We start from the raw sequence: 21,077 nt of genomic DNA on the forward strand, positions 1-21,077 counted from the left end.
ACGCACCATTGGCGCCTCGCATCCATGGGTGCCGGCCTCCGCCGGCATGACGACGGAGGGGGACCTTTCCCGCACTACAGACTGTCATCCCCCGTAGGCGGCAATCCATGGCCGCAGACCTTACGGCGTCATCCCGGTACCCGCGCATGTCGATCCCGCCCAATGCGTCACCCACGACGACCTCGACACAGCGCAGGGCGAAGAGTCGAGAACCGGATCAGCCTCATGCTCCCCGCGCCAACCCCGCCGGATCATCCCCCCGGCCCGCTCGTTGCACGGGTAGAACCCGCCTCTCATCACGGCTACCACCTCTCCATGACCGACGCCTTCCACTCGATCCACCGCCACCAGCTTGCCCGCGTCGCCGCCGCGACGCCGCTCGCCAGCGTCGGCGATGTCGCCGCCAACGTCGAAGCGACCGTCGCCATGGCGACAGAGGCCGCACGCCGCGGCGTCGATCTCGTCGTCTTTCCGGAGCTCAACCTCACCTCCTACGCGATCGACGATCTCCACCTGCAATCGGCGCAACAGCGCGCCAGCGAAGCCGCGGTCCTGGCGGTCGCCGCACAGACCGCCGGCCTCGCGCCGCTGCTGCTCGTCGGCGCCGCGCTGGTCCGCAACGGCCGGCTCTACAACAGCGCGGTCGCGCTCCACCGCGGCCGTATCCTCGGCGTCGTGCCCAAGACCTTCCTGCCCAATTACCGCGAATACTACGAGAAGCGCTGGTTCGCCTCGGGCCTTGGCCTCCACAGCCTGACCATCCGCCTCGGCGAGGACGACGTGCCGTTCGGCACCGACCTGCTCTTCGCCGCCGAGGATCTGCCCGGCTTCGTCATCCATGCCGAGATCTGCGAGGATTATTGGGCGCCGACCCCGCCGTCGACTGCCGGCGCGCTCGCGGGCGCGACGATCTGCTGCAATCTCAGCGCCTCCAACATCGTCATCGGCAAGGGGCGCGAGCGGATGCTGCTCGCCGCCGCGCAATCGGCGCGCACGTCCTCGGCCTATATCTATTCGGCCGCCGGCCCCGGCGAGAGCACCACCGATCTTGCCTGGGACGGCCAGGGCTTCGTCTACGAATGCGGCGACCTGCTGGTCGAGTCGAAGCGCTTCGTGCAGGCACCCGAACTCGCCGTCACCGATGTCGATCTCGAACGGATCGTGCAGGAGCGGCTGCGCAACGGCACGTTCAACGACTCGGCGATCGCCGCCGGCCATCCCGAGACGCGCTTTCGCCGTATCGGCTTCACGCATCAGCCGAGCCTGACCGATATCGGCCTCGACCGGCCGATCCGCCGCTTTCCCTTCGTCCCCAACGATCCCGGCCGCCGCGACGAGGATTGCTACGAAGCCTTCAATATCCAGGTCGAGGCGCTCTCGAAGCGGCTCGCCGCCACCAGGTCAAAGACGCTTATCATCGGCGTGTCCGGCGGCCTCGACTCGACGCATGCGTTGATCGTCGCGGCCAAGGCGATGGACCGGCTCGGCCGGCCGCGCGCCGATATCCTCGGCTTCACCATGCCCGGCTTCGCCACCGGCGACGCCACCAAGGGCAATGCCTGGGCGCTGATGCGCGCGCTCGGCTGCACCGCCGACGAGATCGATATCCGCCCCGCCGCACGGCAGATGCTCGCCGACATGGGCCACCCCTTCGCACGGGGCGAGGCGGTGTACGACGTCACCTTCGAGAATGTGCAGGCCGGCCTGCGCACCGACTACCTCTTCCGCCTCGCCAACCAGCGTGGCGGCATCGTGCTCGGCACCGGCGATCTCAGCGAGCTGGCGCTGGGCTGGTGCACTTATGGCGTCGGCGACCAGATGAGCCATTATGCCGTCAACAGCGGCGTGCCCAAGACGCTGATCCAGTTCCTGATCCGCTGGTGCATCCGCACCGGCCAATATGACGAGGCCACCAACCAGGTGCTCTCGACGATCCTCAGCCAGGAGATCTCGCCCGAGTTGGTCCCCGCCGATGCCGATGGCGCAATGCAGAGCACCGAGTCGATGATCGGCCCCTATCCGCTGAACGACTTCTTCGCGCATTACATCGTCCGCCACGGCCTCGCGCCATCGAAGGTCGCCTTCCTCGCCTGGCACGCGTGGCGCGACAAGGATGCCGGCCACTGGCCGGCGGACTTCCCCGCCGAGGCGCGCACCGCCTACGACCTGCCGACGATCAAGCATTGGCTCGAACGGTTCGTCGTACGTTTCTTCCAGCTCAGCCAGTTCAAACGCTCCGCCATCCCAAACGGGCCGAAGGTCTCGGGCGGCGGCGCATTGAGCCCGCGCGGCGACTGGCGGGCGCCTTCGGACGGCACGGCGGCCGTATGGCTCGACGAGTTGCGCCGAAACGTTCCGTAGAATCTTGCCTTTATAAGGGCGGGGGCGCATTATGAAGATCTGATGACACCGCCTCCCCGGGATGGCTCGCGCGATCGCCGGATCGAGGACCCATCCAATCTTTACCTGATTCATCCCGCGTCGCACGCCTTGCTGCCTCTTGCCCTGCGACATGGCGTGTCCGCCAATACGGTGTCGTTGATCGGGCTCGGCTGCGGCACGGTCGCCGCGATCGCCTATGCACATTGGACCAATCCCGCGATGGCGGTGGTCGGGCTGATCTTCTCGGTCGCCTGGCTGATCGCCGACGGACTCGACGGCATGATCGCGCGCGCGACCAAGACCGCGAGCGCGCTCGGCCGCACGCTCGACGGGCTGTGCGACCATGGCGTGTTCGCGCTGATCTATATCGCGCTGGCCTGGACGATCGGCACCACGGGCGGCTGGGTTCTCGCGATCGCCGCCGCCGGCTGCCACGCCGTCCAGTCGAGCCTCTACGAAGGCGAGCGCGCGCGCTTCCACCGCCGCATGCGCGGACAACCGCTCACCGCCGTGCCGGTGCCGACGGGCATGTTCCTCGTCCGCCTCTACGACAGCGTCGCCGGCTCGGTCGATCGCATCTCGATGCCGTTCGAGCGCCGCTTCGGCGCTGCCGAGGATCAGGGTGCCTTCGCCGCGGCCTATGCCGCCGCCGCCGTGCCGGTGATGCGGCTGCAGTCGCTGCTCACCGCCAACGTGCGCGTCTGGGCGGTCTGCCTCGCCTGCCTGCTCGGCAGCCCACGCATCTTCTTCTGGTTCGAGATCGTCCCGCTGACGCTGATCTGCGCGGTCGGTCTCTACCGTCACCGGCGCGTCGAGCGCCGCTTCGTTCACGGCGCCACGCCGCAGTCCATTCTTTATCCAAGCGAACAGGGTCATTCATGAAGAGCATCAACATCGCCATCGTTGGCATCGGCAACTGCGCGAGCTCGCTCGTCCAGGGGCTGGAGCATTATCGCGAAGGCGCCAACGATCTCGTCGGGCTGATGCATTGGGAACTCGGCGGCTATAAGCCCTCCGACATCAAGGTCGTCGCCGCCTGGGACGTCGATGCGCGCAAGGTCGGCAAGGATGTCGCCGAGGCGATCTTCGCCAAGCCGAATTGCACCGCCGTCTTCGCCGCCAACGTGCCGGCGACCGGCGCGGTCGTGAAGATGGGCGCGGTGCTCGACGGCGTTGCCGACCATATGGCCGACTATAAGGACGACCGCACCTTCATCGTCGCCAACGATACCCAGCCGACCAAGGCCGAGATCGTTGCCGAGCTGAAGGCGAGCGGCACCGACGTGCTGATGAACTACCTGCCGGTCGGCAGCCAGCAGGCGACCGAATTCTACGCCGAATGCGCACTCGAAGCCGGTGTCGCCTTCGTCAACAACATTCCCGTCTTCATCGCGTCGAACCCCGAATGGGCGAAGAAGTTCGAGGATGCCGGCGTGGCGATCATCGGTGACGACATCAAGGCGCAGCTCGGCGCGACCATCGTCCACCGCGTGCTGACCGACCTGTTCGCCAAGCGCGGCGTCAAGCTCGACCGGACCTACCAGCTCAACACCGGCGGCAACACCGACTTCCTCAACATGTCGAACCACCGCCGGCTCGAGTCGAAGAAGATCTCGAAGACCGAGGCGGTCCAGTCGGTCGCGGCCGAGCGGCTCGACGACGACAACGTCCACATCGGCCCGTCGGACTATGTGCCGTGGCAGAACGACAACAAGGTCTGCTTCCTGCGCATGGAGGGCCAGCTGTTCGGCGGCGTGCCGATGAACCTCGAACTGCGCCTGTCGGTCGAGGATTCGCCCAATTCGGCCGGCGTCGCGATCGACATGATCCGCTGCGCCGCGATCGCGAAGGATCGCGGCATCGGCGGCGTCATCGATCCCGCCTCGGCCTATTTCTGTAAGCATCCGCGCACCCAGATGACCGACGACCTCGCGCAGATCGCGGTCGAAGAGTTCATCAAGGCCGCCTGATGATCACCACGGGCCTGCTGCTCGCCGCCGGACAGGGCAGCCGGCTCCGTTCGGTCACGCCGTTCAAGCCGCTCTGCCCGGTGGCAGGGCGCGCCCTGATCGACCATGCGCTCGACGGCATGGCGGCGGCGGGCCTGTCCCGCGCGATCGTGTCGCTGGGCTATGGCGCCGACGCGATCGCCGCCCATCTCGCCGGCCGGCAATGGCCGCTCGAGGTGGTGACGGTGATGACCGACTATCACCAGCCCAACGGCGTCTCCGCGCTGGCGGCGCGCGCGCTCGTCGGCGCGGAGGGCGCGGTGCTCGCGATGTGCGACCATCTCGTCCAGCCACGCCACTATCGCCGGCTTGCCAAGGCCGGGGCCGGCGTCGGCCTGCGCCTCGGCATCGACCGGCGCCTCGGCCACCCCTGGGTCGACCCGCTCGACGTCACCTGCGTCGCGACGCGCGGTGACGCGATCGTCGGCATCGGCAAGGGCCTCGAACCACACGATTGCTACGACACCGGCATCTTCGCGGTCTCGCAGCGCTTCTTCGCCGTGCTGGCAACGCTCGACAGCCCCTCGCTCACCGAAGGCGTCCGGCTGCTCGCCGCCGAAGGCAATGCGAAGATCGTCGATTGCAGCGATCTCGACTGGCTCGACGTCGACGACGCCCCCGCCTTCGCCCATGCCGAAGGCTGGATGACCAAGCTGGCGGCGTGACATAACCCCGCCCGGCTTGGGCAGGGCAATCGCATCTTCCGTGGTGTGGAAGCGCAGCCCCGTCGAAGGACGAGGTCATGCCGCAGCGCGTATCGGTCCGCCCTCCCGCTTACCCCGAGGCGACACATCGCGCTTTCCCTCCGATCCGACTGCCTTTCTGTCGAAGTTACTGGCATTTCGGATGAAATCTCGATTTGGTTCTAACACTCCGTCAACTTTGACCGACTATTCCCGTGAGTGTGAACCCAGACTCCCCGACTACCTCGGACCCCGGTGCCATCCGCTTTTCGCAGCTGCTGGGGTTCCGCGACGGCGCTGACGCCGCGCATTGGGCGCGCATCCGCTCGACGCAGCTGGACGCCGGCCGCCAGCTCGCGCTGGTGCTGCTCTGCGCCAACCTGATCGGCGCGGCGACGACGGTGTCGCTGTTCGCCTCGCAGGTGTCCGCGCTGTGGCTGGGCGGCTGGGCGGCGCTGGTCGTCGTGGTCGCGGTGACGGTGGCGGCCCGTCGCCTCCGCAGCCGCCATCGCGACGGCGGCTATGCCACCCAGGCCGATCTGCGCGCCACCGCGGGCGAGGGGCTGGCGCTCGCCATTGCCTGGTCGGTGCCCTGCCTCGTGTTCAACACCGATCCCGGATCGAACAGCGCCTATGTGCTGTGGATGATCCTGTCGGTGCTGATGACCGCCGGCGCGGTGGCGATGGCGCCCCTGGCGCTCGCCACCATCGCCTTCGTCGGCGGGCTCGGCCTGTCGGTGACGATCAAGCTGATCGTGATCGGCAGCTATGCCGCCGCCTGCGCGACGTCGATCTTCACCGTGATGCTCATCGTCGTCTGCCTCAACCGCGCCCGCTCGCTGGTGGTGATCCGCGCCAGCCAGATCGCGCTCGCCGAGCGGGACGAGACGGTCAGCCTGCTGCTGCGCGAGTTCGAGGAAACCAGTGCCGACTGGCTGTGGGAAACCGATGCCGCCCGCCGCGTCGTCAAGGCCTCGCCCCGCTTCGCTTATGCCTGCGGTCTCGATCCGGTGACGATCGAGGGCATGCCGTTCCTGCAGGTACTCGCCGGCAAGACGTGGGAGACGGGTGAGTTCACCCCGGGCCTGCGCAATCTCGCCGACAAGCTGAAGACGCGCGACAGCTTCCGCGACCTGCGCCTGTCGCTCACCGTCGATGGCGAGGAGCGCTGGTGGGAGCTCGCCGCCAGCCCGCGGTTCGACGACAACGGCGCCTTCTGCGGCTTTCGCGGCGTCGGCTCGGACGTGACCGAACAGCGCGCCTCGGCGGACAAGATCAACCGGATGGCGCGCTTCGACACGCTGACCGGCCTGCCCAACCGGCTGATGGTCAACGAGACGCTGGCGCGAGCGATGGCGGAGGCGGACAAATGGGGCGGCCGCTGCGCGTTCATGATGATCGACCTCGACCGGTTCAAGGCGGTCAACGACACGCTCGGCCACCCCATCGGCGACCGCCTGCTCAGCCGCGTCGCCGAGCGGCTCGGCCAGCTGATGAGCGACAACGAGACCTGCGGGCGACTGGGTGGCGATGAGTTCGCCGTGGTGATGCGCGACGCCACCAACAGCAGCGCGGTCGAGGCGCTGGCACAGCGGATCATCGAAACGCTCTCGCGCCCTTATGAGGTCGACGCCAACACGCTCTACATCGGCGCCTCGGTCGGCCTCGCGATCGGGCCGCGCGACGGCCGCACCGCGGAGATGCTGATCCGCTCCGCCGATCTCGCGCTCTACCGCGCCAAGGATGCCGGCCGCGGTGTCTACCACGCCTACGAGCCCGAGCTGCACGTCCAGGCGGAGGAGCGCCGCGTGCTCGAAATGGCGCTGCGCCAGGCGCTCGACAAAGGCGAGATGCACCTGCAATACCAGCCCGTCGTCGATGCCGCGAGCGGCAGCCTGACGGGGTTCGAGGCGCTGCTGCGCTGGCACAGCCCGCAGTTCGGCGACGTCTCGCCCGCCAAGTTCATTCCGCTCGCCGAAGAGGCACGGCTGATCCAGCCGATCGGCGAATGGGTGCTGCGTACCGCCTGCGCCGAGGCGGCGCGCTGGCCGTCGCATACCCGGATCGCGGTCAACGTCTCCGCCGACCAGTTGCAGAACCCCGGCTTCGTCGCCGTGGTCACGTCGGCACTGACCGACTCCGGGCTGTCGGTCGAACGGCTCGAGCTGGAGGTCACCGAAAGCGTCTTCATGCACGAGGGGCTTGGCGCCACCAAGGTGCTCGAACGCATCCTCGACCTGGGCGTGCGGCTCAGCCTCGACGATTTCGGTACCGGCTATTCGTCGCTCGGCTATCTCTCGCGCACGCGCTTCTCGTCGATCAAGATCGACCGCAGCTTCGTCCAGGGCGCGTCGCGCGGCGTCAAGGAAGCCATCGCGATCATCCGCGCGGTCGTCGCGCTCGCGCAAAGCCTCGGCATGGCCACGACCGCCGAGGGGGTGGAAACCGAGGCGGAGCATCGCATGGTGCAAGACCTCGGCTGCACCAAGGTGCAAGGCTTCTATTTTGGCCGCCCGTTGCCGGTCGAGGAAGCGCGCGGTGTGGCGAGCCGCCGTTGGGACGCCACCGTCGCCGCGTAACGCCTTGTGTCGCGCGGCGAGGGATCACCCTATTTGAGCGGGTCGTGGCCCCAGTTCATCAGCGAATAGCGCCAGTCGCTATGCTCTTTGTCTTTCGCCGGTCCGCCCTGGGCCAGATGGCGATGCACGTAGCCGACCACCTTCTTCATATGCGCATAATCGGCATCGGTCAGGTCCGCCTTCTTGGTGCGCTTGATCGCGACGATATGGCGCCCTGAGGCGTGGCCGACGCTCTCGCCCTTGCCGTCACCATCCTCGCCCTTCCAGCCGACGCGCTGGCTGTCGTCGCTGTCGAGGAAGCGCTCCAGCTCGGCCGGCGCCATGTTGACTGCCTCGTTGAACGCCTGCTCGATCTGCGCGTGGTCGTCCGCCATGTCTCGCTCTCCTTCGCCCGGCCCAACGTCGTGGCCTTGCGAAGGGTTGCGCCGCGGATCAGCCGAGCATCCCGACATAGGTCTGCGGCGCCTCCGGCAGGATCGCGCGCGCGACGCCACCGACCAGCAGGACCGCGACCAGCACCAGCGTCACCGCCCGCGGCCAGCGGCGCGGCCCGAGCAGCACCCAGCCGATCGCCGTCGCGGTGAGCGTCCACAGATGGTAGCGCAGGTCCGACGCGATGCTGATCACCGCGAAGCTCGCCTCCATCGTCAGTGCGGAGGTGAACAGCGCGGCCGCGAGCGTGTCGTCGCCGCGTCCGCGCAGCGCGCACCACAGGCCGGCGATCGCCGCCACCACCCAGACGATCGGCCACCCCAGCGGCGTCTCCATCACCCCGGCGCCAATCAGCTGCCATCGTTTGGCGAGCGCACCGGGCTCGCCGAAGCCGAGCGTGTTGGGCTCGCTGGCGCGCAGCGGCGCGGCGCCGAGCCAGTGCAGCGGCACCCACAGGCGCTCTGTCGAATTGAGATGGGCCAGGCGATGACCGGCATAGGCCAGCGGATGCCGCAGGATCATCCCCGCGAGACGGACGTACAGCGTCCCCGCCGACTCGGCCCGCAGCGGCGCGACCAGCGCCTCGCAGCGGCGTGGCTCGCCGAGCGGGTCCCAGAAATATGGCGTGACGCATCGTTTCGCGCGGATCGCGTCGAGCGTCGCCGCCGGCAGGCCGACGCCGGTGTCGCCGGTCGCCACGCCGATCCCGGTGAGGTCGTAGAGCGCCTGCGTCTGCTCGACGCCGCTGGGTTGCGCGCGCAGCAGATTGTGGTTGATCGGCGACGCCAGCCCGATCGCCACGGCGACCCCGACGAGTGCCACACCGGCGCGTGCGACGCCGCGCGGCCAGGGCGAGAGCATGACGATCATCGGCACCACCGCGAACGGCGCATTGGCGCGGACGAGCAGCGCATAACCGAACAGCGGCACCAGTGCCGCCCATGCCCAGCCCGGCAGCGGTCGGCCGCGCAGCCGCCACCAGCTCAGGATGCCGGTGGCGGCGAGCAGCGCCGCCGACATCTGCAGATCCTTGAGCACCACGCCGTGCCAGCCGAGCAGCGGCGGCCAGACGCCGATGGCCAGCATGACCCATGCCGCGCCACGCCGCCCCCGCGCGGCCAGCGCCGCCGCGAACAGCCCGAGTCCGAGCCAATAGGCACCGAGTTGCAGGACCAGCATCGGCGCCGGACCACGGTCGCCGAACAGCGACCACAGTCGCGCCATGATCGGCGGGTGCCAGTCGTCATAGTGGCCGCTGGTCGCCTGCGCATATTGGGCAAGGCTGTCATAGGCGACATAGCCCGGCCAGAAGAGCGCGAGCGACAGGACGAACAGCACCGCCGCCGCGCCGCCCATGGTGCGGGCGGCGCGGCGGTCGGCGGGCATGATCCTAGAAGTGAAGCGCGCGACCATAAGCGCCGAGCACGCTTTCGTGCATCATCTCGCTCAGCGTCGGATGTGCGAACACCGTCTCCATCAGCTCGTGCTCGGTCGTTTCGAGCTGGCGGGCGATGACATAGCCCTGGATCAGCTCGGTCACTTCCGCGCCGACCATGTGCGCGCCGAGCAGTTCACCGGTTTTGGCGTCGAACACCGTCTTGACGAAGCCCTCCGCCTCGCCGAGCGCGATCGCCTTGCCGTTGCCGATGAACGGGAATTTGCCGACCTTGACGTCATGGCCGGCCTCCTTGGCCTTGGCCTCGGTGAAGCCGACGCTGGCGACCTGCGGCCGGCTGTAAGTGCAGCCCGGGATGTTCCACGTCTCGAACGGATGCGGGTCCTGGCCGGCGATCTTCTCGACGCAGACGATGCCCTCATGGCTCGCCTTGTGCGCCAGCCACGGCGCGCCGGTGACGTCGCCGATCGCATAGATGCCCTCGACGTTGGTACGGCCGAAGCCGTCGACCTTGATATGGCCGCGCTCGGTTTCGACGCCCAGCGCCTCCAGCCCGATATTCTCGGTGTTGGGGACAATGCCGATCGCGATGATGGCATGGCTGAATTCGGTGCTCGTGACCTTGCCGTCGGCGCCCTTGATCGCCGCGGTGACGCCATTGGCGCCGCTTTCCAGCTTTTCGAGCCCCGATTGGGTGAGGATCTTGATCCCCTGCTTGGTCAGCGCCTTGGTCATGAACTCGCTGACCTCGGCATCCTCGACCGGCAGGATCCGGTCGAGCATCTCGACGATCGTCACGTCGGCGCCCATGTCGTTGTAGAAGCTGGCGAACTCGACGCCGATCGCGCCCGAGCCGATGACCAGCAGCTTGGTCGGCATCACTTCGGGGACCATCGCATGGCGATAGGTCCAGATGCGCTTGCCGTCGGCCTTGGCGAACGGCAGGTCGCGTGCGCGCGCGCCGGTCGCGACCATGATGTGCTTGGCCTCCAGCTCGACCGTCTTGTCGCCCTGCTTGACCGAGAGCTTGCCCTTGCCGGTCAGCGCGCCGACGCCCTCGAACACCTGGACCTTGTTCTTCTTCATCAGGCCCTTGACGCCGGCGTTGAGCTGGCCGGCGACCTTGCGGCTGCGATCGACGATCTTGCCGAGGTCGAAGCCGACATTGTCCGCCTTCAGGCCGTAGGAGTCCGCGTGGGTCATGTAATGATAGACTTCCGACGTACGCAGCAGCGCCTTGGTCGGGATACAGCCCCAGTTGAGGCAGATGCCGCCCAGCCGCTCGCGCTCGACGATGCCGACCTTGAGGCCGAGCTGGCTCGCCCGGATCGCCGCGACATAGCCGCCCGGACCCGAACCGAGGATGAGAAGGTCGAAGGTATCAGCCACGTGTGAAGTCCTTACCGGGGAAGGGTCATGAGGTGTGATCGGGCAGCGGCGCGACGCGACGCGGCGCCCGGTTCTCGTCGGTGGCGACGAAGACGAAGCGCGCCTGCGTCACCTTGGTGGAATCCTCGAGGTGGCGGGCACGGCGCCACGCCTCGACCTCGATCGTCATCGACGTGTTGCCGACCGCGACCAGCCGCGCATAGACCGACACTTCGTCGCCGACGAGCACGGGCGCGTGGAACTTCATCGCGTCGCAGGCGATCGTCACCGCGCGGCCACCGGCGTGACGCGACGCCACCGAACCGGCGGCAAGATCCATCTGGCCCATCAGCCAGCCGCCGAAGATATCGCCATAGGGGTTGGCGTCGGCCGGCATCGCCGTGACGCGGATCGTCGGGGAGCCCTGCGGCAAGCTCATATACGCCTCCTGTCGATCGCGCGGGCGCGACGCAGCGGACCGATGCTCATCAGCACCGCCGCCGCCATCGCCCCTGCGCCGCACCACCAGATCGTCTCATAGCCGAGCGGATAGGCCCAGGCCGCCGCCCAGGTCATCGCCGCGGCTGCGACCAACCCGGCGACGAGATGAAGCAGCTCGATCGCCGTGCGGGACTTGAGCGTCCGCGCCATGATCGCCTCAGGCAAGCATACCGAGCGGCCGCTCGACCAGCTCCTTGAAGACCTTCATCAGCTGGGCGCCGTCGGCGCCGTCGATCGCGCGATGGTCGAAACTGCCGGTGGCGGTCATCACCGTCGCGACGCCGAGCTCGCCGTTGACGATATAGGGGCGCTTCTCGCCCGCGCCGATCGCCAGGATCATGCCCTGCGGCGGGTTGATCACCGCCTCGAACTGCTTGATCCCGAACATGCCCATGTTGCTGATCGACGCGGTGCCGCCCTGGAATTCCTCCGGCTTCAGCTTGTTGTCCTTGGCGCGCGCGGCGAGGTCCTTCACCTCGGCCGAGATCGCCGACAGGCTCTTGGTGTCGGCGCCGACGACGATCGGCGTGATGAGGCCCGAGGGCGTCGACACCGCGACCGAGATGTCGGCACGCTTGAAGCTGATGAGCTGGTCGGGGGTGAACATCACGTTGCACTTAGGCACCGCGATCAGCGCCTGTGCCAACGCCTTCACCAGCATGTCGTTGACCGACAGCTTGACGCCGCGGCTTTCCAGCGAGGCGTTGAGTTCGCCGCGCAGCTTGAGCAGCGCGTCGAGCTGGACATCCACCGTCAGGTAGATGTGCGGCACGGTCTGCTTCGACTCGGTGAGGCGACGCGCGATCGTCTTGCGCATGTTGCTGAGCTTGGTCGCCTCGTGCGGAACGTCCGGCACCGCGGCGGGCCTGGGCGCCGGCGCGGCGGCGGCAGCGGCGGGCGCGGCTTCGCTCTTCGCGGCGGCAGGCGCGGCGGCGCCGGGCTTGGCGCTCTCGACGTCGGCCTTGACGATGCGGCCGTTCGGCCCCGACCCGGTCACGCCGGACAGTTCGATGCCCTTTTCCGCGGCGATGCGGCGGGCGAGCGGGCTCGCCTTGACGCGCGCACCCGACGCGGGGGCTGCTGCCTTGGGCGCCTCGCCGGCGTCGGCGGGCTTGCCGTGATCCTCGGCCTGGGTGACCGTGCGGTCGGCGGGCTTGGCCTCGCTGCCGGTCTTGTTGGGATCGGCCGGGTTCGGCTTGGCTTCCGATTCCTTCGCGGCGGGCGCGGGCGCCTCGCTCTTCGCCGGCGCCGCGATCGAGGACGCGTCCTCGCCCTCTTCGGCCAGGATCGCGATGACCGCGCCGACCTTCACATTGTCCGTGCCCTCGGCGATCAGGATCTTGGCGATCACGCCTTCGTCCACCGCCTCGAACTCCATCGTCGCCTTGTCGGTTTCGATTTCGGCCATGATGTCGCCGGACTTGACGCTATCGCCTTCCTTGACGAGCCACTTGGCGAGCGTGCCCTCTTCCATCGTCGGCGACAGCGCGGGCATCTTGATCTCGATCGACATGCAGGTCCTCTTGCCTGGGGAGCAGGTGGCTCCCTTCGCGCCCCGAGCGCGGGGGGTCAAGTCTTGCGCGCGGGTCGGCCACACGGCACGTAGCGGAAAAGGGGCAAAATGATGCGTATCTACCTGGTGGTCGTCGATGAAAGCCCGGAAGCGGAGATCGCGCTGCGCTTTGCCGCGCGTCGCGCGGTGAAGACCGGCGGCGGTGTCGAGATCCTCACGCTGCTGCCGCCGCAGGAGTTCATCGCCTTCGGCGGCGTGCAGGCGACGATCGAGGAAGAGGCGTTGCAGCATGCCGAGGGACTCGTCGCGGCGGCCGCCGGCACGCTGGTCGAGGAATCGGGGCTGCGCCCGGCGATCACCGTCCGCCAGGGCGACGGGACCAAGATCATCCGCGAGATGATCGCCGCCAATCCCGACATCGCGGCGCTGGTGCTGGGCGCCGCACCGGCGGGCGCGCCGGGCAAGCTGGTCAGCCATTTCGCCGGATCGGACGCCGGCGCCCTGCCCGTGCCGGTGATGATCATTCCGGGCTCGCTCAGCCGCGAGGCGATCGACCGGCTGAGTTGACCGTCTTTGCAGGGGCTTGAGCGGCGGGCCGGGGCACGCCACACTGCCTGATGGTCATTGTCACGCTCCTCGCCGCCGCTGCGGCCGCCGCCACTCCCGCGCCCGCCCCTGCCCCCAGCCAGGCGCGACTCAAGGCGAGCGTCGCCGCGCTCGTCGGTTTCGGCACGCGCCACACGCTCTCCTCCACCACCGACCCGAAACGCGGCATCGGCGCGGCACGCACATGGGCAGCGCAGCAGTTCGCGGCGATCGGCCGCGACTGCGGCGGCTGCATCACGGTGGAGCGGATCAGCCGCCGCTTCACCGGCCCGCGCGCGCCGGGCGGCGTGATGGTCGAGGACGTGCTCGGCATCCAGCCGGGGCGCGATCCCAACCGCGTCATCATCATCGGCGGCCATATCGACAGCCGCGTCACCGACGTGATGGATGCGACCAGCGACGCCCCCGGCGCCAATGACGATGCCTCCGGCGTCGCGCTGGTGCTCGAAACCGCGCGGCTGCTGTCGAAGCGGACGTTCGACGCCACGATCGTCTATGTCGCCTTCTCCGCCGAGGAACAGGGATTGTGGGGTGCCGAACTGCTCGCCGACACCGCCGCGACGCGCGGCTGGCAGGTCAGCGCGATGCTCAACAACGACATCGTCGGCAACAGCATCGGCCAGGGCGGCGTGCGCGACGCCAATCGCGTCCGCGTCTTCTCCGAGGGCATCCGCGCGTCGGAGGACCTGCCGCAGCAGCAGCGCCGCCGCGGTGAAGGCGGCGAGGACGACGGCCCCAGCCGCGCGCTCGCCAAGGCGATCGACGGCATCGCCGAGTCGATCCCGGGCGGCTTCGACGTGGTGATCGACCGCCGTCCCGATCGATTCGGCCGCGGCGGCGATCACGAACCCTTCCTCAAGCGCGGCTATCCTGCGGTGCGCTTCTCGGTCGGTGCGGAGAATTGGGACGCGCAGCATCAGGACCTGCGCACCGAAAAGGGTGTCGTCTACGGCGACACGATTGACCGGATGGACTTCGCCTATCTCGCCAAGGTGACCGCGATCAACGCCGCGACCGTCGCGCGGCTCGCGGCGGCACCCGCCGCGCCGGCGAGCGTGGGGCTGGTCGGCGACCTCTCGCGCGATACGCAGGTGAGCTGGACGGCGGTGCCGGGCGCGGTCGGCTATCGCATCCGCTGGCGCGCGAACGACACCGCGGCATGGGCCAAGTCGCGCGACGTGACCGGCACCAGCGCGACGATGACGCAATTGCCGGTGGACGACACCTTCTTCGCGGTGTCGTCGCTCGGCGCGGACGGCAGCGAGAGCCTGCCGACCTTCGGTGGTCGCGCACCACGGCGGTGACGTCCCCCCCTTCGTCATTCCGGCAAAAGCCGGAATGACGGGGGAAGATGACGAGAGGCAGACCCTAGCGTCCGCTGCTCAGCCACTCCTCCAGCGTGTCCGGCCGGTTGCCCCGGTCGGGCGCGCGGCTCGGCTCGGCGAACCCCTCGGTCAGCATCTTCGCCACGCGCCGGTCGCGCAGCGCGACCGAGCGCTCGCCGATCACCACCGCGATCAGCCGCCGGTCGCCGCGCTTGGCCGAGGCGGCAAGTGCGAAGCCGGCCTCGGCGGTATAGCCGGTCTTGATCCCGTCCGCGCCCGGGTAGGCGCCGAGCAGATGGTTGTGGTTCTGCACACGTCGCCCGGCCCAGCTGAACGAGCGCGTCCCGAACGCCGCATAGCGGCGCGGATGATCGCGCAGCAGCGCCATCGACAGGCGCGCGATATCCTGCGCGGTGGTCAGGTTCGCGCCCGGCAGGCCGGTGGCGTTGGTGAACGACGTATCCTGCAGGCCGAGCGCGCGCGCCTTCTGCGTCATCATCCGCGCGAACCGGTCCTCGGTGCCGCCGATCGTCTCGGCAAGCGCCACGGCGACATCGTTGGCGGAGATGACCGCGACCGCGCGGATCGCCTCCTCCACCGTCATCGACGCGCCCGGCCGCATCCCCACCTTCGACGGCGCCATGCCCGCGGCATAGCGCGAGAAGCGGACCGGATCGCCCGGCCGCAAAGTCCCCGCATCGAGCGCGTCGAAGGTCAGGAACAGCGTCATCATCTTGGTCAGCGACGCCGGCCGCCGGACGATACCGGCATTTTCGGCGAACAGGACCGAACCGTCGCGCGCGTCAACGAGGATCGCCGACACCGGGCGGGTCACCGCCGCCGCCGGCATCGCCCCGCCGAGGCCGCCCAACAGGAACAGGGCGCCGCACCAGCCGTGGACCGTGCGGCGCGTCACCATCGTCATGCCGCGCCCCTTATTGCGGAGCCTGATCGTTGGGGGCCGATTCCTCGCGTGCCGGCGCCTCGTCGCGCGTCACCCGCGCGGTCATGCCGGTGGCGTCGGCATCGTCGAGCACCTGTGCGTCGGGCTTGATCGGCGCCTCGGGCGGCGGCTCGATCGCTGCGGCGGCGTTCGCGTCGGGCGTCGGCAGCGGCTCGGCGGTCGGCGTTTCCGCCGGCGCGACGTCGTTGGTCTCATTCACCATCGGCTGGTCGAGGCCGAGCGTGTTGTCGTCCATCGGCCCTTCCGGCTCGGAGCGCGAACAGGCGCTCACCGCCAGCAGTGCGGCGGCCAGCGCCGCCACCGTCATCGTCTTGGTGCGAAAGCTCATCGTTTCCCTCGTCATCGTGCCGCAAGTGCCTGACGCGCCGAACGCGCCTCGATCTTCGCCGCGAGCGTACCGTCCCAGCCATAGGGATCGTCGCGGAAGTTCATCTGGCCGCTGCCGCTGGCGAAGGCGGTCCAGTAGAGCAGATAGACCGACACCGGCTTGCTCAGCCGTGCGCGGACGGTGTCGCCCTTTGCCACCGCCGCGTCGATCGCCTCGGGCGTCCAGGTCGGATCGCCCTTGAACAACAGCTTGGCGAGGTCGGCGGGCTTCTCCAGCCGCACGCAGCCATGGCTGGCAAGCCGACTGAAGCTGGCGAACTTGGCGCGCGACGGCGTGTCGTGGAGATAGACCGAAAAGGCATTGTCGAAGTCGAACTTGAACCGGCCGAGCGCGCTCTGATCGCCCGCCACCTGTTGCAGGCGGGTGCCGTCGATCACGCGGAAACCGTTGCGCTTGAAATAGCCGGGATCGCGCTTCTGCTTCGGCCACAATTCCTTGGTCGCGATCGAGGTCGGCACGTTCCATGGCGGGTTGAGCACGACGCTGTGGATCGTCGACGACAGCATCGGCGTCTCGTCGCCGGGCCGGCCGGTGACCGCGCGCATCGACATCACCGGCGCATCGCCGTCGAACACGGTCAGCACCGCAGCGGCGATGTTCACCTGGATCCGGTCGCGGGGCAGGTCCTGCGGCAGCCAGCGCCAGCGCTCCATATTGGCCATGATCTGCCGTACCCGTGCCGCGGTGGGCACGTTGAGCGCCGCCAGCGTCTGCGTCGAGACGGTACCGGTCGGGTTGAGCCCGTAGCGGCGCTGCGCCCGGCGCACCGCCTCGACCAGCGCGGCGTCGAAGGTGGTGCCGCTGGTCACGACGTCCTTGTCCTCGACGGCGAGCCGCTGGCGCAGCGCGATCACGCGCGCGCCGGTCGCGCCGAAGCCGAGGTCGGGCCCCGCCGCCAGCATCGGCCAGCCACCCGCCGCGGCGATGCCGCGATAGCGGTCGAGGCCGAGCTTGAGCCCATCATAACCGGCATAGGGTGGCGGCAGCGCCGCGAACCAGGCGGCGATCCGGTCGCGCTTCACCGCCTCGGCAAAGCCCGGCAGCGGATCGAACACGGGCGGCCGCAGCCCCCAATCGCGCTGGAAATCGGATTCGGCGAGCCGCCCGGCATGGACCGCACGCGCATGATCCAGCGCGTCGCGGACCAGCGCATCGCGTGCTTCGGCAGTCGGCGCCGGCGGCGACACCAGCGCGAGGCCCTGCGCCAGCGTATCCTTGCCGAGCAGCGCGGCGAGCTGCGTCGCCTGCGCCTCGGTCAGCGTCGGCAGCGGCACCGTCGGCATCACCACCGGCGGCGCGACGGGTGCGGGCGGCGGCGTCGTGACGGCCACCGGCGGCGGCGCCACCTGTGCCGAAGCGGGCACCATCGGCACCAGCATTGCCGCCATCACCACCGTCGCAGTCGTTCGTCTCATCATATTCCCCCGGGCGGACGCCCCTTGTGGCGTCCGTGGCACCGTTCACCTCGCTCTAGGCTGAACGGGATGGCACTGGCCACCGGCAACCGCCTGATTATTTGCGATAGGGTTAGCGGAATCGTAACCGCCCCGCGCCGGCGTTGGGCACTGACGCCAAACCAACAAGACCCGTCATTCCGGACGTGTTCCGGGGGCCGCCCGTCCGCCAGAGCGCCGTTCGAACCTCAAGCCGCGCTCCTCGCCGCAGAGTGGACCCCGGACCACGTCCGGGGTGACGGCGGGAATGGGGCCGGCGTGCGTCCGATCAATAGCCCGCGTAATCGCTGAACTTGGTGATCGTCGGGTCGAACTTCAGCACCACCTTGCCGGTCGAACCATGGCGCTGCTTGGCGACGATCAGCTCGGCGAGGCCATAGACGCGCTCCATGTCGCTCGCCCATTTGGCGTGATCTTCGAACACCTTGGCCTCGTCGCCTTCCATCGGGCGCTTGGGTTCGCGCTGTGCGGTGTAATAATCCTCGCGGAACACGAACCAGACCATGTCGGCGTCCTGCTCGATCGACCCCGATTCGCGCAGATCGGAGAGCATCGGCCGCTTGTCCTCGCGGCTTTCGACCGCACGGCTGAGCTGCGACAGCGCCAGCACCGGCACGTTCATGTCCTTGGCCAGCGTCTTCAATCCGCGCGAGATTTCGGAAATCTCCTGCACGCGATTCTCCTTCGCGCCCTTGCCGCCGCTGGTCAGCAGCTGGAGATAGTCGACCACGACCAGCCCGATCTCGTTGTTGTGCCGCCGCTGCAGGCGCCGCACCCGCGTATGCAGCGCGCTGATGCTGAGACCGCCGGTGTCGTCGATGAACAGCGGCAGGTTCTCCAGTTCCGCCGCCGCCGCGGCGAGCTGGCCGAACTCCGCCTTGCTGATCTTGCCCATGCGCAACGATTCGGAGCTGATGCCGGATTGTTCGGCAAGGATACGCGTCGCCAGCTGGTCGGCGCTCATTTCCAGGCTGAAGAACACGACCTTGGCACCCACCGATTCGCTCGGCGGAATGCCGTCCGCCATGTCGCGCATCCAGCGGCGCGCGGCGTTGAAGGCGATATTGGTGGCGAGCGAGGTCTTGCCCATGCCGGGACGGCCGGCAAGGATCATCAAGTCGGAATGATGCATGCCGCCGATCTTGGCGTTGACGCTGTCGAGCCCGGTCGTGACACCCGACAGATTGCCGCCCGAATTGAGCGCACGCTCGGCCATCTTGACCGCCATCGTCGTCGCCTGGGCGAAGCTCTTGGTGGCATTCTCGGCGCCGCCGTCGCCCGCGACCTTGTAGAGTTCCTCCTCGGCAAGCTCGATCTGCGCGCGCGGATTGACCTCCTCTGACGTGTCCATCGCGCGCTCGACCAGCGTCCGGCCGACGCTGACCAGCGCGCGCAGCATGGCGAGATCGTAGATCTGCGTCGCGAACTGGCGCGCGCCGATCAGCCCCGCGCCCGAACCGGTCAGGCTGGCGAGATAGGACGGGCCGCCCAGCTCGCGCATCCCCTCGTCCGCCTCGAACATCGGGCGCAGCGTCACCGGCGTCGCCAGCATGTCGTTGACGCGCAGCGTCTTGATCGCCGCGAAGATGCGGCCGTGGACGGGTTCGTAGAAATGCGCCGGTTCGAGCCGGTCGATCAGGTCGTCGGCAAGGCGATTGTCGATCATCATCGCGCCGAGCATCGCGGCTTCGGCTTCGACGTTACGGGGCAGCTGGAGCGGTTCGGCGGGGGCCGCCGGAGTCGGGAATGCGAGTGTGGCCATGACGCCGGTCTTACCCCCGCGCGCCGTCGCGCGACAAACTCGTAATTGTCGTAACCGGCATGGCCCACTATCGGACGACGATGGCCGACCCGCGGATCATCGACGTCACGCTCGACGAGCACAGCATCGGCTGGCGCTCGGCCGATGTCGAGCAGGAGCGGCGAATCGCGATTTTCGACCTGCTGGAGGGCAATCACTTCGCGCCGCAGCGGGTGCATGCCGACGGCTATGCCGGGCCCTATCGGATCACGCTCGAATCGGCGGAAGGGCGGCTCGGCATCCATATCCACCGCGAGGATCACAGCCACCTCGAGACGCTGGTGCTGGCGCTCGGTCGCTTCCGCCGGTCGATCAAAGACTATTTTGCGATTTGCGATAGCTATTATCAGGCGATACGGGCCGCGACCCCGCAACAGATCGAGACCGTCGATATGGCCCGCCGCGCCGTCCACAATGAGGCTGCCGAAACGCTGCGCGAGCGGCTCGCCGGCAAGATCGATGTCGATTTCGACACCGCCCGCCGGCTGTTCACGTTGATCTGCGTCCTGCACCTGCGCGGCTGATGGCATCCTTTCTTCTCAAGGCGGCCGGCGTGCTCGTCGCGGCCGGGGCGATCGGCATCGGCGGTTGGAGCTTCGCGACCGGCTGGCATCCCGCCGCCAGCCAATATCCGTTGCAGGGCCTCGACTTGGCCGAAAATCCCGGGTCGATCGAATGGGGCACGGTGCGCGCCCGCGGTGCCGACTTCGCCTATCTCATCGCCACCTCCGGCAAGGATCGCCGCGACCCGGGGTTCGAGGCGAACTGGGCCGCGGTCCCCGACGCCGGGCTGCGCCGCGGCGCGGTCCATCTCTATTCCTTGTGCCAGCCGGGCGCGGCACAGGCGAATGCCTTCAACGCCTTCGTGCCGCGCACCGCCGATGCGCTGCCCGCGGCGGTCGACGTGGCGTATCGCCCCGACTGCACCGCCCGGCCGGAGCGCGCCGAGCTGGTCCGCGAGCTGCGCACCTTCATCACGATGGTCGAGACGCACACCCGCAAGCCCGTGCTGCTGCGGCTGAGCAAGCCGGTCGATTCGGATTACGAAATCTCCGCGGCGATCGAGCGCCCGGTGTGGGCGATCGCCAACCTGTTCCCGCCCGCTTATGCCGCCCGTGCGTGGCGGATGTGGCGCGCGAGCGACATCCGCCGCATCGACGGTATCGAAGGCCCCGTGAACTGGGACGTAGTCGCACCATGACCGAAGACCCTACCCTGCTGCCCGCCCGCCTCATCGCCGCGGCACGCGAGGCTGCGCGCCATGCCCATGCGCCCTATTCGCGGTTCGCCGTCGGCGCGGCGCTGCTGATGACCGACGGCAGCCTCATCACCGGGGCCAATGTCGAAAATGCCAGCTACGGCCTGTCGCTCTGCGCCGAGACGGTCGCGATCGCCACCGCCAGCGCGGCGGGCCGGCTGCGCGAGGTCGTCGCAGTGGGCGTGATCGGCGGCGCGATGGATGCCGAGGGCCGCGCCACCGGCACCGCCCCGGTCAGCCCCTGCGGCCGTTGCCGCCAGGTGCTCAACGAAGCCGCGCAACTCGGCGGCCGCGACCTGGCCGTCCACTGCGGCGGAGCGGAGGGCGACGCGATCGCCAGCTACCGGCTGTCGGAACTGCTGCCGCATGCGTTCGGGCCGGCAGATCTCGGCATCGGCTGAGGCGGCATCGCCTGATC

General features: G+C 68.7%; 20 protein-coding genes. 10 read left to right on the forward strand and 10 right to left on the reverse strand.

Annotated elements, in window-relative coordinates; translation table 11 throughout:
• The first annotated feature begins 315 nt into the window (after positions 1-315).
• From HD841_RS16035 to HD841_RS16055, 5 genes are all read left to right on the forward strand, one after another.
• The gene (locus tag HD841_RS16035; protein ID WP_179509898.1) at positions 316-2,361 is read left to right on the forward strand and encodes an NAD(+) synthase; all 2,046 of its coding nucleotides are present in this window, start codon (positions 316-318) and stop codon (positions 2,359-2,361) included.
• Positions 2,362-2,403: 42 nt separating this feature from the next.
• Positions 2,404-3,264: a CDP-alcohol phosphatidyltransferase family protein gene (locus tag HD841_RS16040; protein WP_179509899.1), complete on the forward strand. Its 861-nt coding sequence runs from the start codon at positions 2,404-2,406 to the stop codon at positions 3,262-3,264.
• Complete coding sequence (locus HD841_RS16045; protein WP_179509900.1) at positions 3,261-4,352, forward strand: inositol-3-phosphate synthase; 1,092 nt, start codon at positions 3,261-3,263, stop codon at positions 4,350-4,352. The genes HD841_RS16040 and HD841_RS16045 overlap by 4 nt, the downstream gene beginning before the upstream one ends.
• Positions 4,352-5,056, forward strand: a complete 705-nt coding sequence (locus HD841_RS16050) for a phosphocholine cytidylyltransferase family protein (RefSeq protein WP_179509901.1) — start codon at positions 4,352-4,354, stop codon at positions 5,054-5,056. Before HD841_RS16045 ends, HD841_RS16050 begins: the two co-directional genes overlap by 1 nt.
• Before the next feature lie 239 nt (positions 5,057-5,295).
• Complete coding sequence (locus tag HD841_RS16055) at positions 5,296-7,653, forward strand: putative bifunctional diguanylate cyclase/phosphodiesterase (protein WP_179509902.1); 2,358 nt, start codon at positions 5,296-5,298, stop codon at positions 7,651-7,653.
• A gap of 29 nt (positions 7,654-7,682) precedes the next feature.
• Here the strand turns inward: HD841_RS16055 and HD841_RS16060 are convergent, their stop codons facing one another.
• Genes HD841_RS16060 through HD841_RS16085 form a run of 6 tightly spaced genes read right to left on the reverse strand, consistent with a single transcriptional unit; the run spans position 7,683 to position 12,863 of the window.
• Positions 7,683-8,027: a DUF3140 domain-containing protein gene (locus tag HD841_RS16060; protein WP_179509903.1), complete on the reverse strand. Its 345-nt coding sequence runs from the start codon at positions 8,025-8,027 to the stop codon at positions 7,683-7,685.
• Positions 8,028-8,085: 58 nt separating this feature from the next.
• Positions 8,086-9,471 (reverse strand): hypothetical protein, encoded by a 1,386-nt coding sequence (locus tag HD841_RS16065; RefSeq protein WP_179509904.1) that lies wholly within the window; start codon positions 9,469-9,471, stop codon positions 8,086-8,088.
• Between the two features lie 4 nt (positions 9,472-9,475).
• Entirely contained in the window at positions 9,476-10,870 is a 1,395-nt protein-coding gene (gene lpdA / locus HD841_RS16070; RefSeq protein ID WP_179509905.1) for a dihydrolipoyl dehydrogenase, read from the reverse strand.
• Positions 10,871-10,895: 25 nt separating this feature from the next.
• Positions 10,896-11,288: an acyl-CoA thioesterase gene (locus HD841_RS16075; RefSeq protein WP_179509906.1), complete on the reverse strand. Its 393-nt coding sequence runs from the start codon at positions 11,286-11,288 to the stop codon at positions 10,896-10,898.
• The gene (locus HD841_RS16080) at positions 11,285-11,500 is read right to left on the reverse strand and encodes a hypothetical protein (protein ID WP_179509907.1); all 216 of its coding nucleotides are present in this window, start codon (positions 11,498-11,500) and stop codon (positions 11,285-11,287) included. The genes HD841_RS16075 and HD841_RS16080 overlap by 4 nt, the downstream gene beginning before the upstream one ends.
• A gap of 7 nt (positions 11,501-11,507) precedes the next feature.
• On the reverse strand, positions 11,508-12,863 hold the full coding sequence (locus tag HD841_RS16085) for a pyruvate dehydrogenase complex dihydrolipoamide acetyltransferase (protein ID WP_179509908.1): 1,356 nt from the start codon (positions 12,861-12,863) through the stop codon (positions 11,508-11,510).
• 111 nt (positions 12,864-12,974) lie between these two features.
• Here HD841_RS16085 and HD841_RS16090 point away from each other — a divergent pair, with 111 nt between their 5' ends.
• Together HD841_RS16090 and HD841_RS16095 are read left to right on the forward strand one after the other, a co-directional pair.
• Complete coding sequence (locus tag HD841_RS16090) at positions 12,975-13,430, forward strand: universal stress protein (protein ID WP_179509989.1); 456 nt, start codon at positions 12,975-12,977, stop codon at positions 13,428-13,430.
• Positions 13,431-13,480: 50 nt separating this feature from the next.
• Positions 13,481-14,773, forward strand: a complete 1,293-nt coding sequence (locus HD841_RS16095; RefSeq protein ID WP_179509909.1) for a M20/M25/M40 family metallo-hydrolase — start codon at positions 13,481-13,483, stop codon at positions 14,771-14,773.
• Between the two features lie 64 nt (positions 14,774-14,837).
• Here HD841_RS16095 and HD841_RS16100 read toward each other — a convergent pair whose 3' ends face one another.
• The 4 genes from HD841_RS16100 to HD841_RS16115 all read right to left on the reverse strand — a co-directional run bounded on the left by HD841_RS16100 (position 14,838) and on the right by HD841_RS16115 (position 19,362).
• Complete coding sequence (locus HD841_RS16100) at positions 14,838-15,719, reverse strand: D-alanyl-D-alanine carboxypeptidase family protein (RefSeq protein WP_179509910.1); 882 nt, start codon at positions 15,717-15,719, stop codon at positions 14,838-14,840.
• A 10-nt stretch (positions 15,720-15,729) separates the two neighbouring features.
• Positions 15,730-16,086, reverse strand: coding sequence for a hypothetical protein (locus HD841_RS16105; protein WP_257015664.1), 357 nt, complete (start codon positions 16,084-16,086; stop codon positions 15,730-15,732).
• An 11-nt stretch (positions 16,087-16,097) separates the two neighbouring features.
• Positions 16,098-17,561, reverse strand: coding sequence for a L,D-transpeptidase family protein (locus tag HD841_RS16110; protein WP_257015665.1), 1,464 nt, complete (start codon positions 17,559-17,561; stop codon positions 16,098-16,100).
• Positions 17,562-17,868: 307 nt separating this feature from the next.
• Positions 17,869-19,362 carry a replicative DNA helicase gene (locus HD841_RS16115; protein ID WP_179509911.1) on the reverse strand — a complete coding sequence of 498 codons (1,494 nt, stop codon included), beginning with the start codon at positions 19,360-19,362 and terminating at the stop codon, positions 17,869-17,871.
• 80 nt (positions 19,363-19,442) lie between these two features.
• On the opposite strand from HD841_RS16115, the gene HD841_RS16120 reads away from it, so the two are divergent.
• From HD841_RS16120 to HD841_RS16130, 3 genes are read left to right on the forward strand one after another with little or no spacing between them, the layout of a single operon-like run.
• Complete coding sequence (locus tag HD841_RS16120; protein WP_179509992.1) at positions 19,443-19,925, forward strand: UPF0262 family protein; 483 nt, start codon at positions 19,443-19,445, stop codon at positions 19,923-19,925.
• Complete coding sequence (locus HD841_RS16125) at positions 19,925-20,602, forward strand: GH25 family lysozyme (RefSeq protein ID WP_179509912.1); 678 nt, start codon at positions 19,925-19,927, stop codon at positions 20,600-20,602. The genes HD841_RS16120 and HD841_RS16125 overlap by 1 nt, the downstream gene beginning before the upstream one ends.
• Complete coding sequence (locus tag HD841_RS16130; RefSeq protein ID WP_179509913.1) at positions 20,599-21,060, forward strand: cytidine deaminase; 462 nt, start codon at positions 20,599-20,601, stop codon at positions 21,058-21,060. The genes HD841_RS16125 and HD841_RS16130 overlap by 4 nt, the downstream gene beginning before the upstream one ends.
• The last annotated feature ends 17 nt before the right edge of the window (positions 21,061-21,077 follow it).

The sequence above is a fragment of the Sphingomonas melonis genome (assembly GCF_013409985.1).
GTDB classification, from domain to species: domain Bacteria; phylum Pseudomonadota; class Alphaproteobacteria; order Sphingomonadales; family Sphingomonadaceae; genus Sphingomonas; species Sphingomonas melonis_A.

Bases quoted from the DNA above. Each gene is read 5' to 3' on its own strand.
- HD841_RS16035 (WP_179509898.1), top strand. From the start codon at position 316: ATGACCGACGCCTTCCACTCGATCCACCGCCACCAGCTTGCCCGCGTC.
- HD841_RS16110 (WP_257015665.1), bottom strand. From the start codon at position 17,561: ATGAGACGAACGACTGCGACGGTGGTGATGGCGGCAATGCTGGTGCCG.
- HD841_RS16100 (WP_179509910.1), bottom strand. From the start codon at position 15,719: ATGACGATGGTGACGCGCCGCACGGTCCACGGCTGGTGCGGCGCCCTG.
- HD841_RS16080 (WP_179509907.1), bottom strand. From the start codon at position 11,500: ATGGCGCGGACGCTCAAGTCCCGCACGGCGATCGAGCTGCTTCATCTC.
- HD841_RS16060 (WP_179509903.1), bottom strand. From the start codon at position 8,027: ATGGCGGACGACCACGCGCAGATCGAGCAGGCGTTCAACGAGGCAGTC.
- HD841_RS16090 (WP_179509989.1), top strand. From the start codon at position 12,975: ATGCGTATCTACCTGGTGGTCGTCGATGAAAGCCCGGAAGCGGAGATC.
- HD841_RS16085 (WP_179509908.1), bottom strand. From the start codon at position 12,863: ATGTCGATCGAGATCAAGATGCCCGCGCTGTCGCCGACGATGGAAGAG.
- HD841_RS16065 (WP_179509904.1), bottom strand. From the start codon at position 9,471: ATGCCCGCCGACCGCCGCGCCGCCCGCACCATGGGCGGCGCGGCGGCG.
- HD841_RS16095 (WP_179509909.1), top strand. From the start codon at position 13,481: ATGGTCATTGTCACGCTCCTCGCCGCCGCTGCGGCCGCCGCCACTCCC.
- HD841_RS16045 (WP_179509900.1), top strand. From the start codon at position 3,261: ATGAAGAGCATCAACATCGCCATCGTTGGCATCGGCAACTGCGCGAGC.
- HD841_RS16115 (WP_179509911.1), bottom strand. From the start codon at position 19,362: ATGGCCACACTCGCATTCCCGACTCCGGCGGCCCCCGCCGAACCGCTC.
- HD841_RS16050 (WP_179509901.1), top strand. From the start codon at position 4,352: ATGATCACCACGGGCCTGCTGCTCGCCGCCGGACAGGGCAGCCGGCTC.
- HD841_RS16130 (WP_179509913.1), top strand. From the start codon at position 20,599: ATGACCGAAGACCCTACCCTGCTGCCCGCCCGCCTCATCGCCGCGGCA.
- HD841_RS16075 (WP_179509906.1), bottom strand. From the start codon at position 11,288: ATGAGCTTGCCGCAGGGCTCCCCGACGATCCGCGTCACGGCGATGCCG.
- HD841_RS16040 (WP_179509899.1), top strand. From the start codon at position 2,404: ATGACACCGCCTCCCCGGGATGGCTCGCGCGATCGCCGGATCGAGGAC.
- HD841_RS16105 (WP_257015664.1), bottom strand. From the start codon at position 16,086: ATGAGCTTTCGCACCAAGACGATGACGGTGGCGGCGCTGGCCGCCGCA.
- HD841_RS16120 (WP_179509992.1), top strand. From the start codon at position 19,443: ATGGCCGACCCGCGGATCATCGACGTCACGCTCGACGAGCACAGCATC.
- HD841_RS16125 (WP_179509912.1), top strand. From the start codon at position 19,925: ATGGCATCCTTTCTTCTCAAGGCGGCCGGCGTGCTCGTCGCGGCCGGG.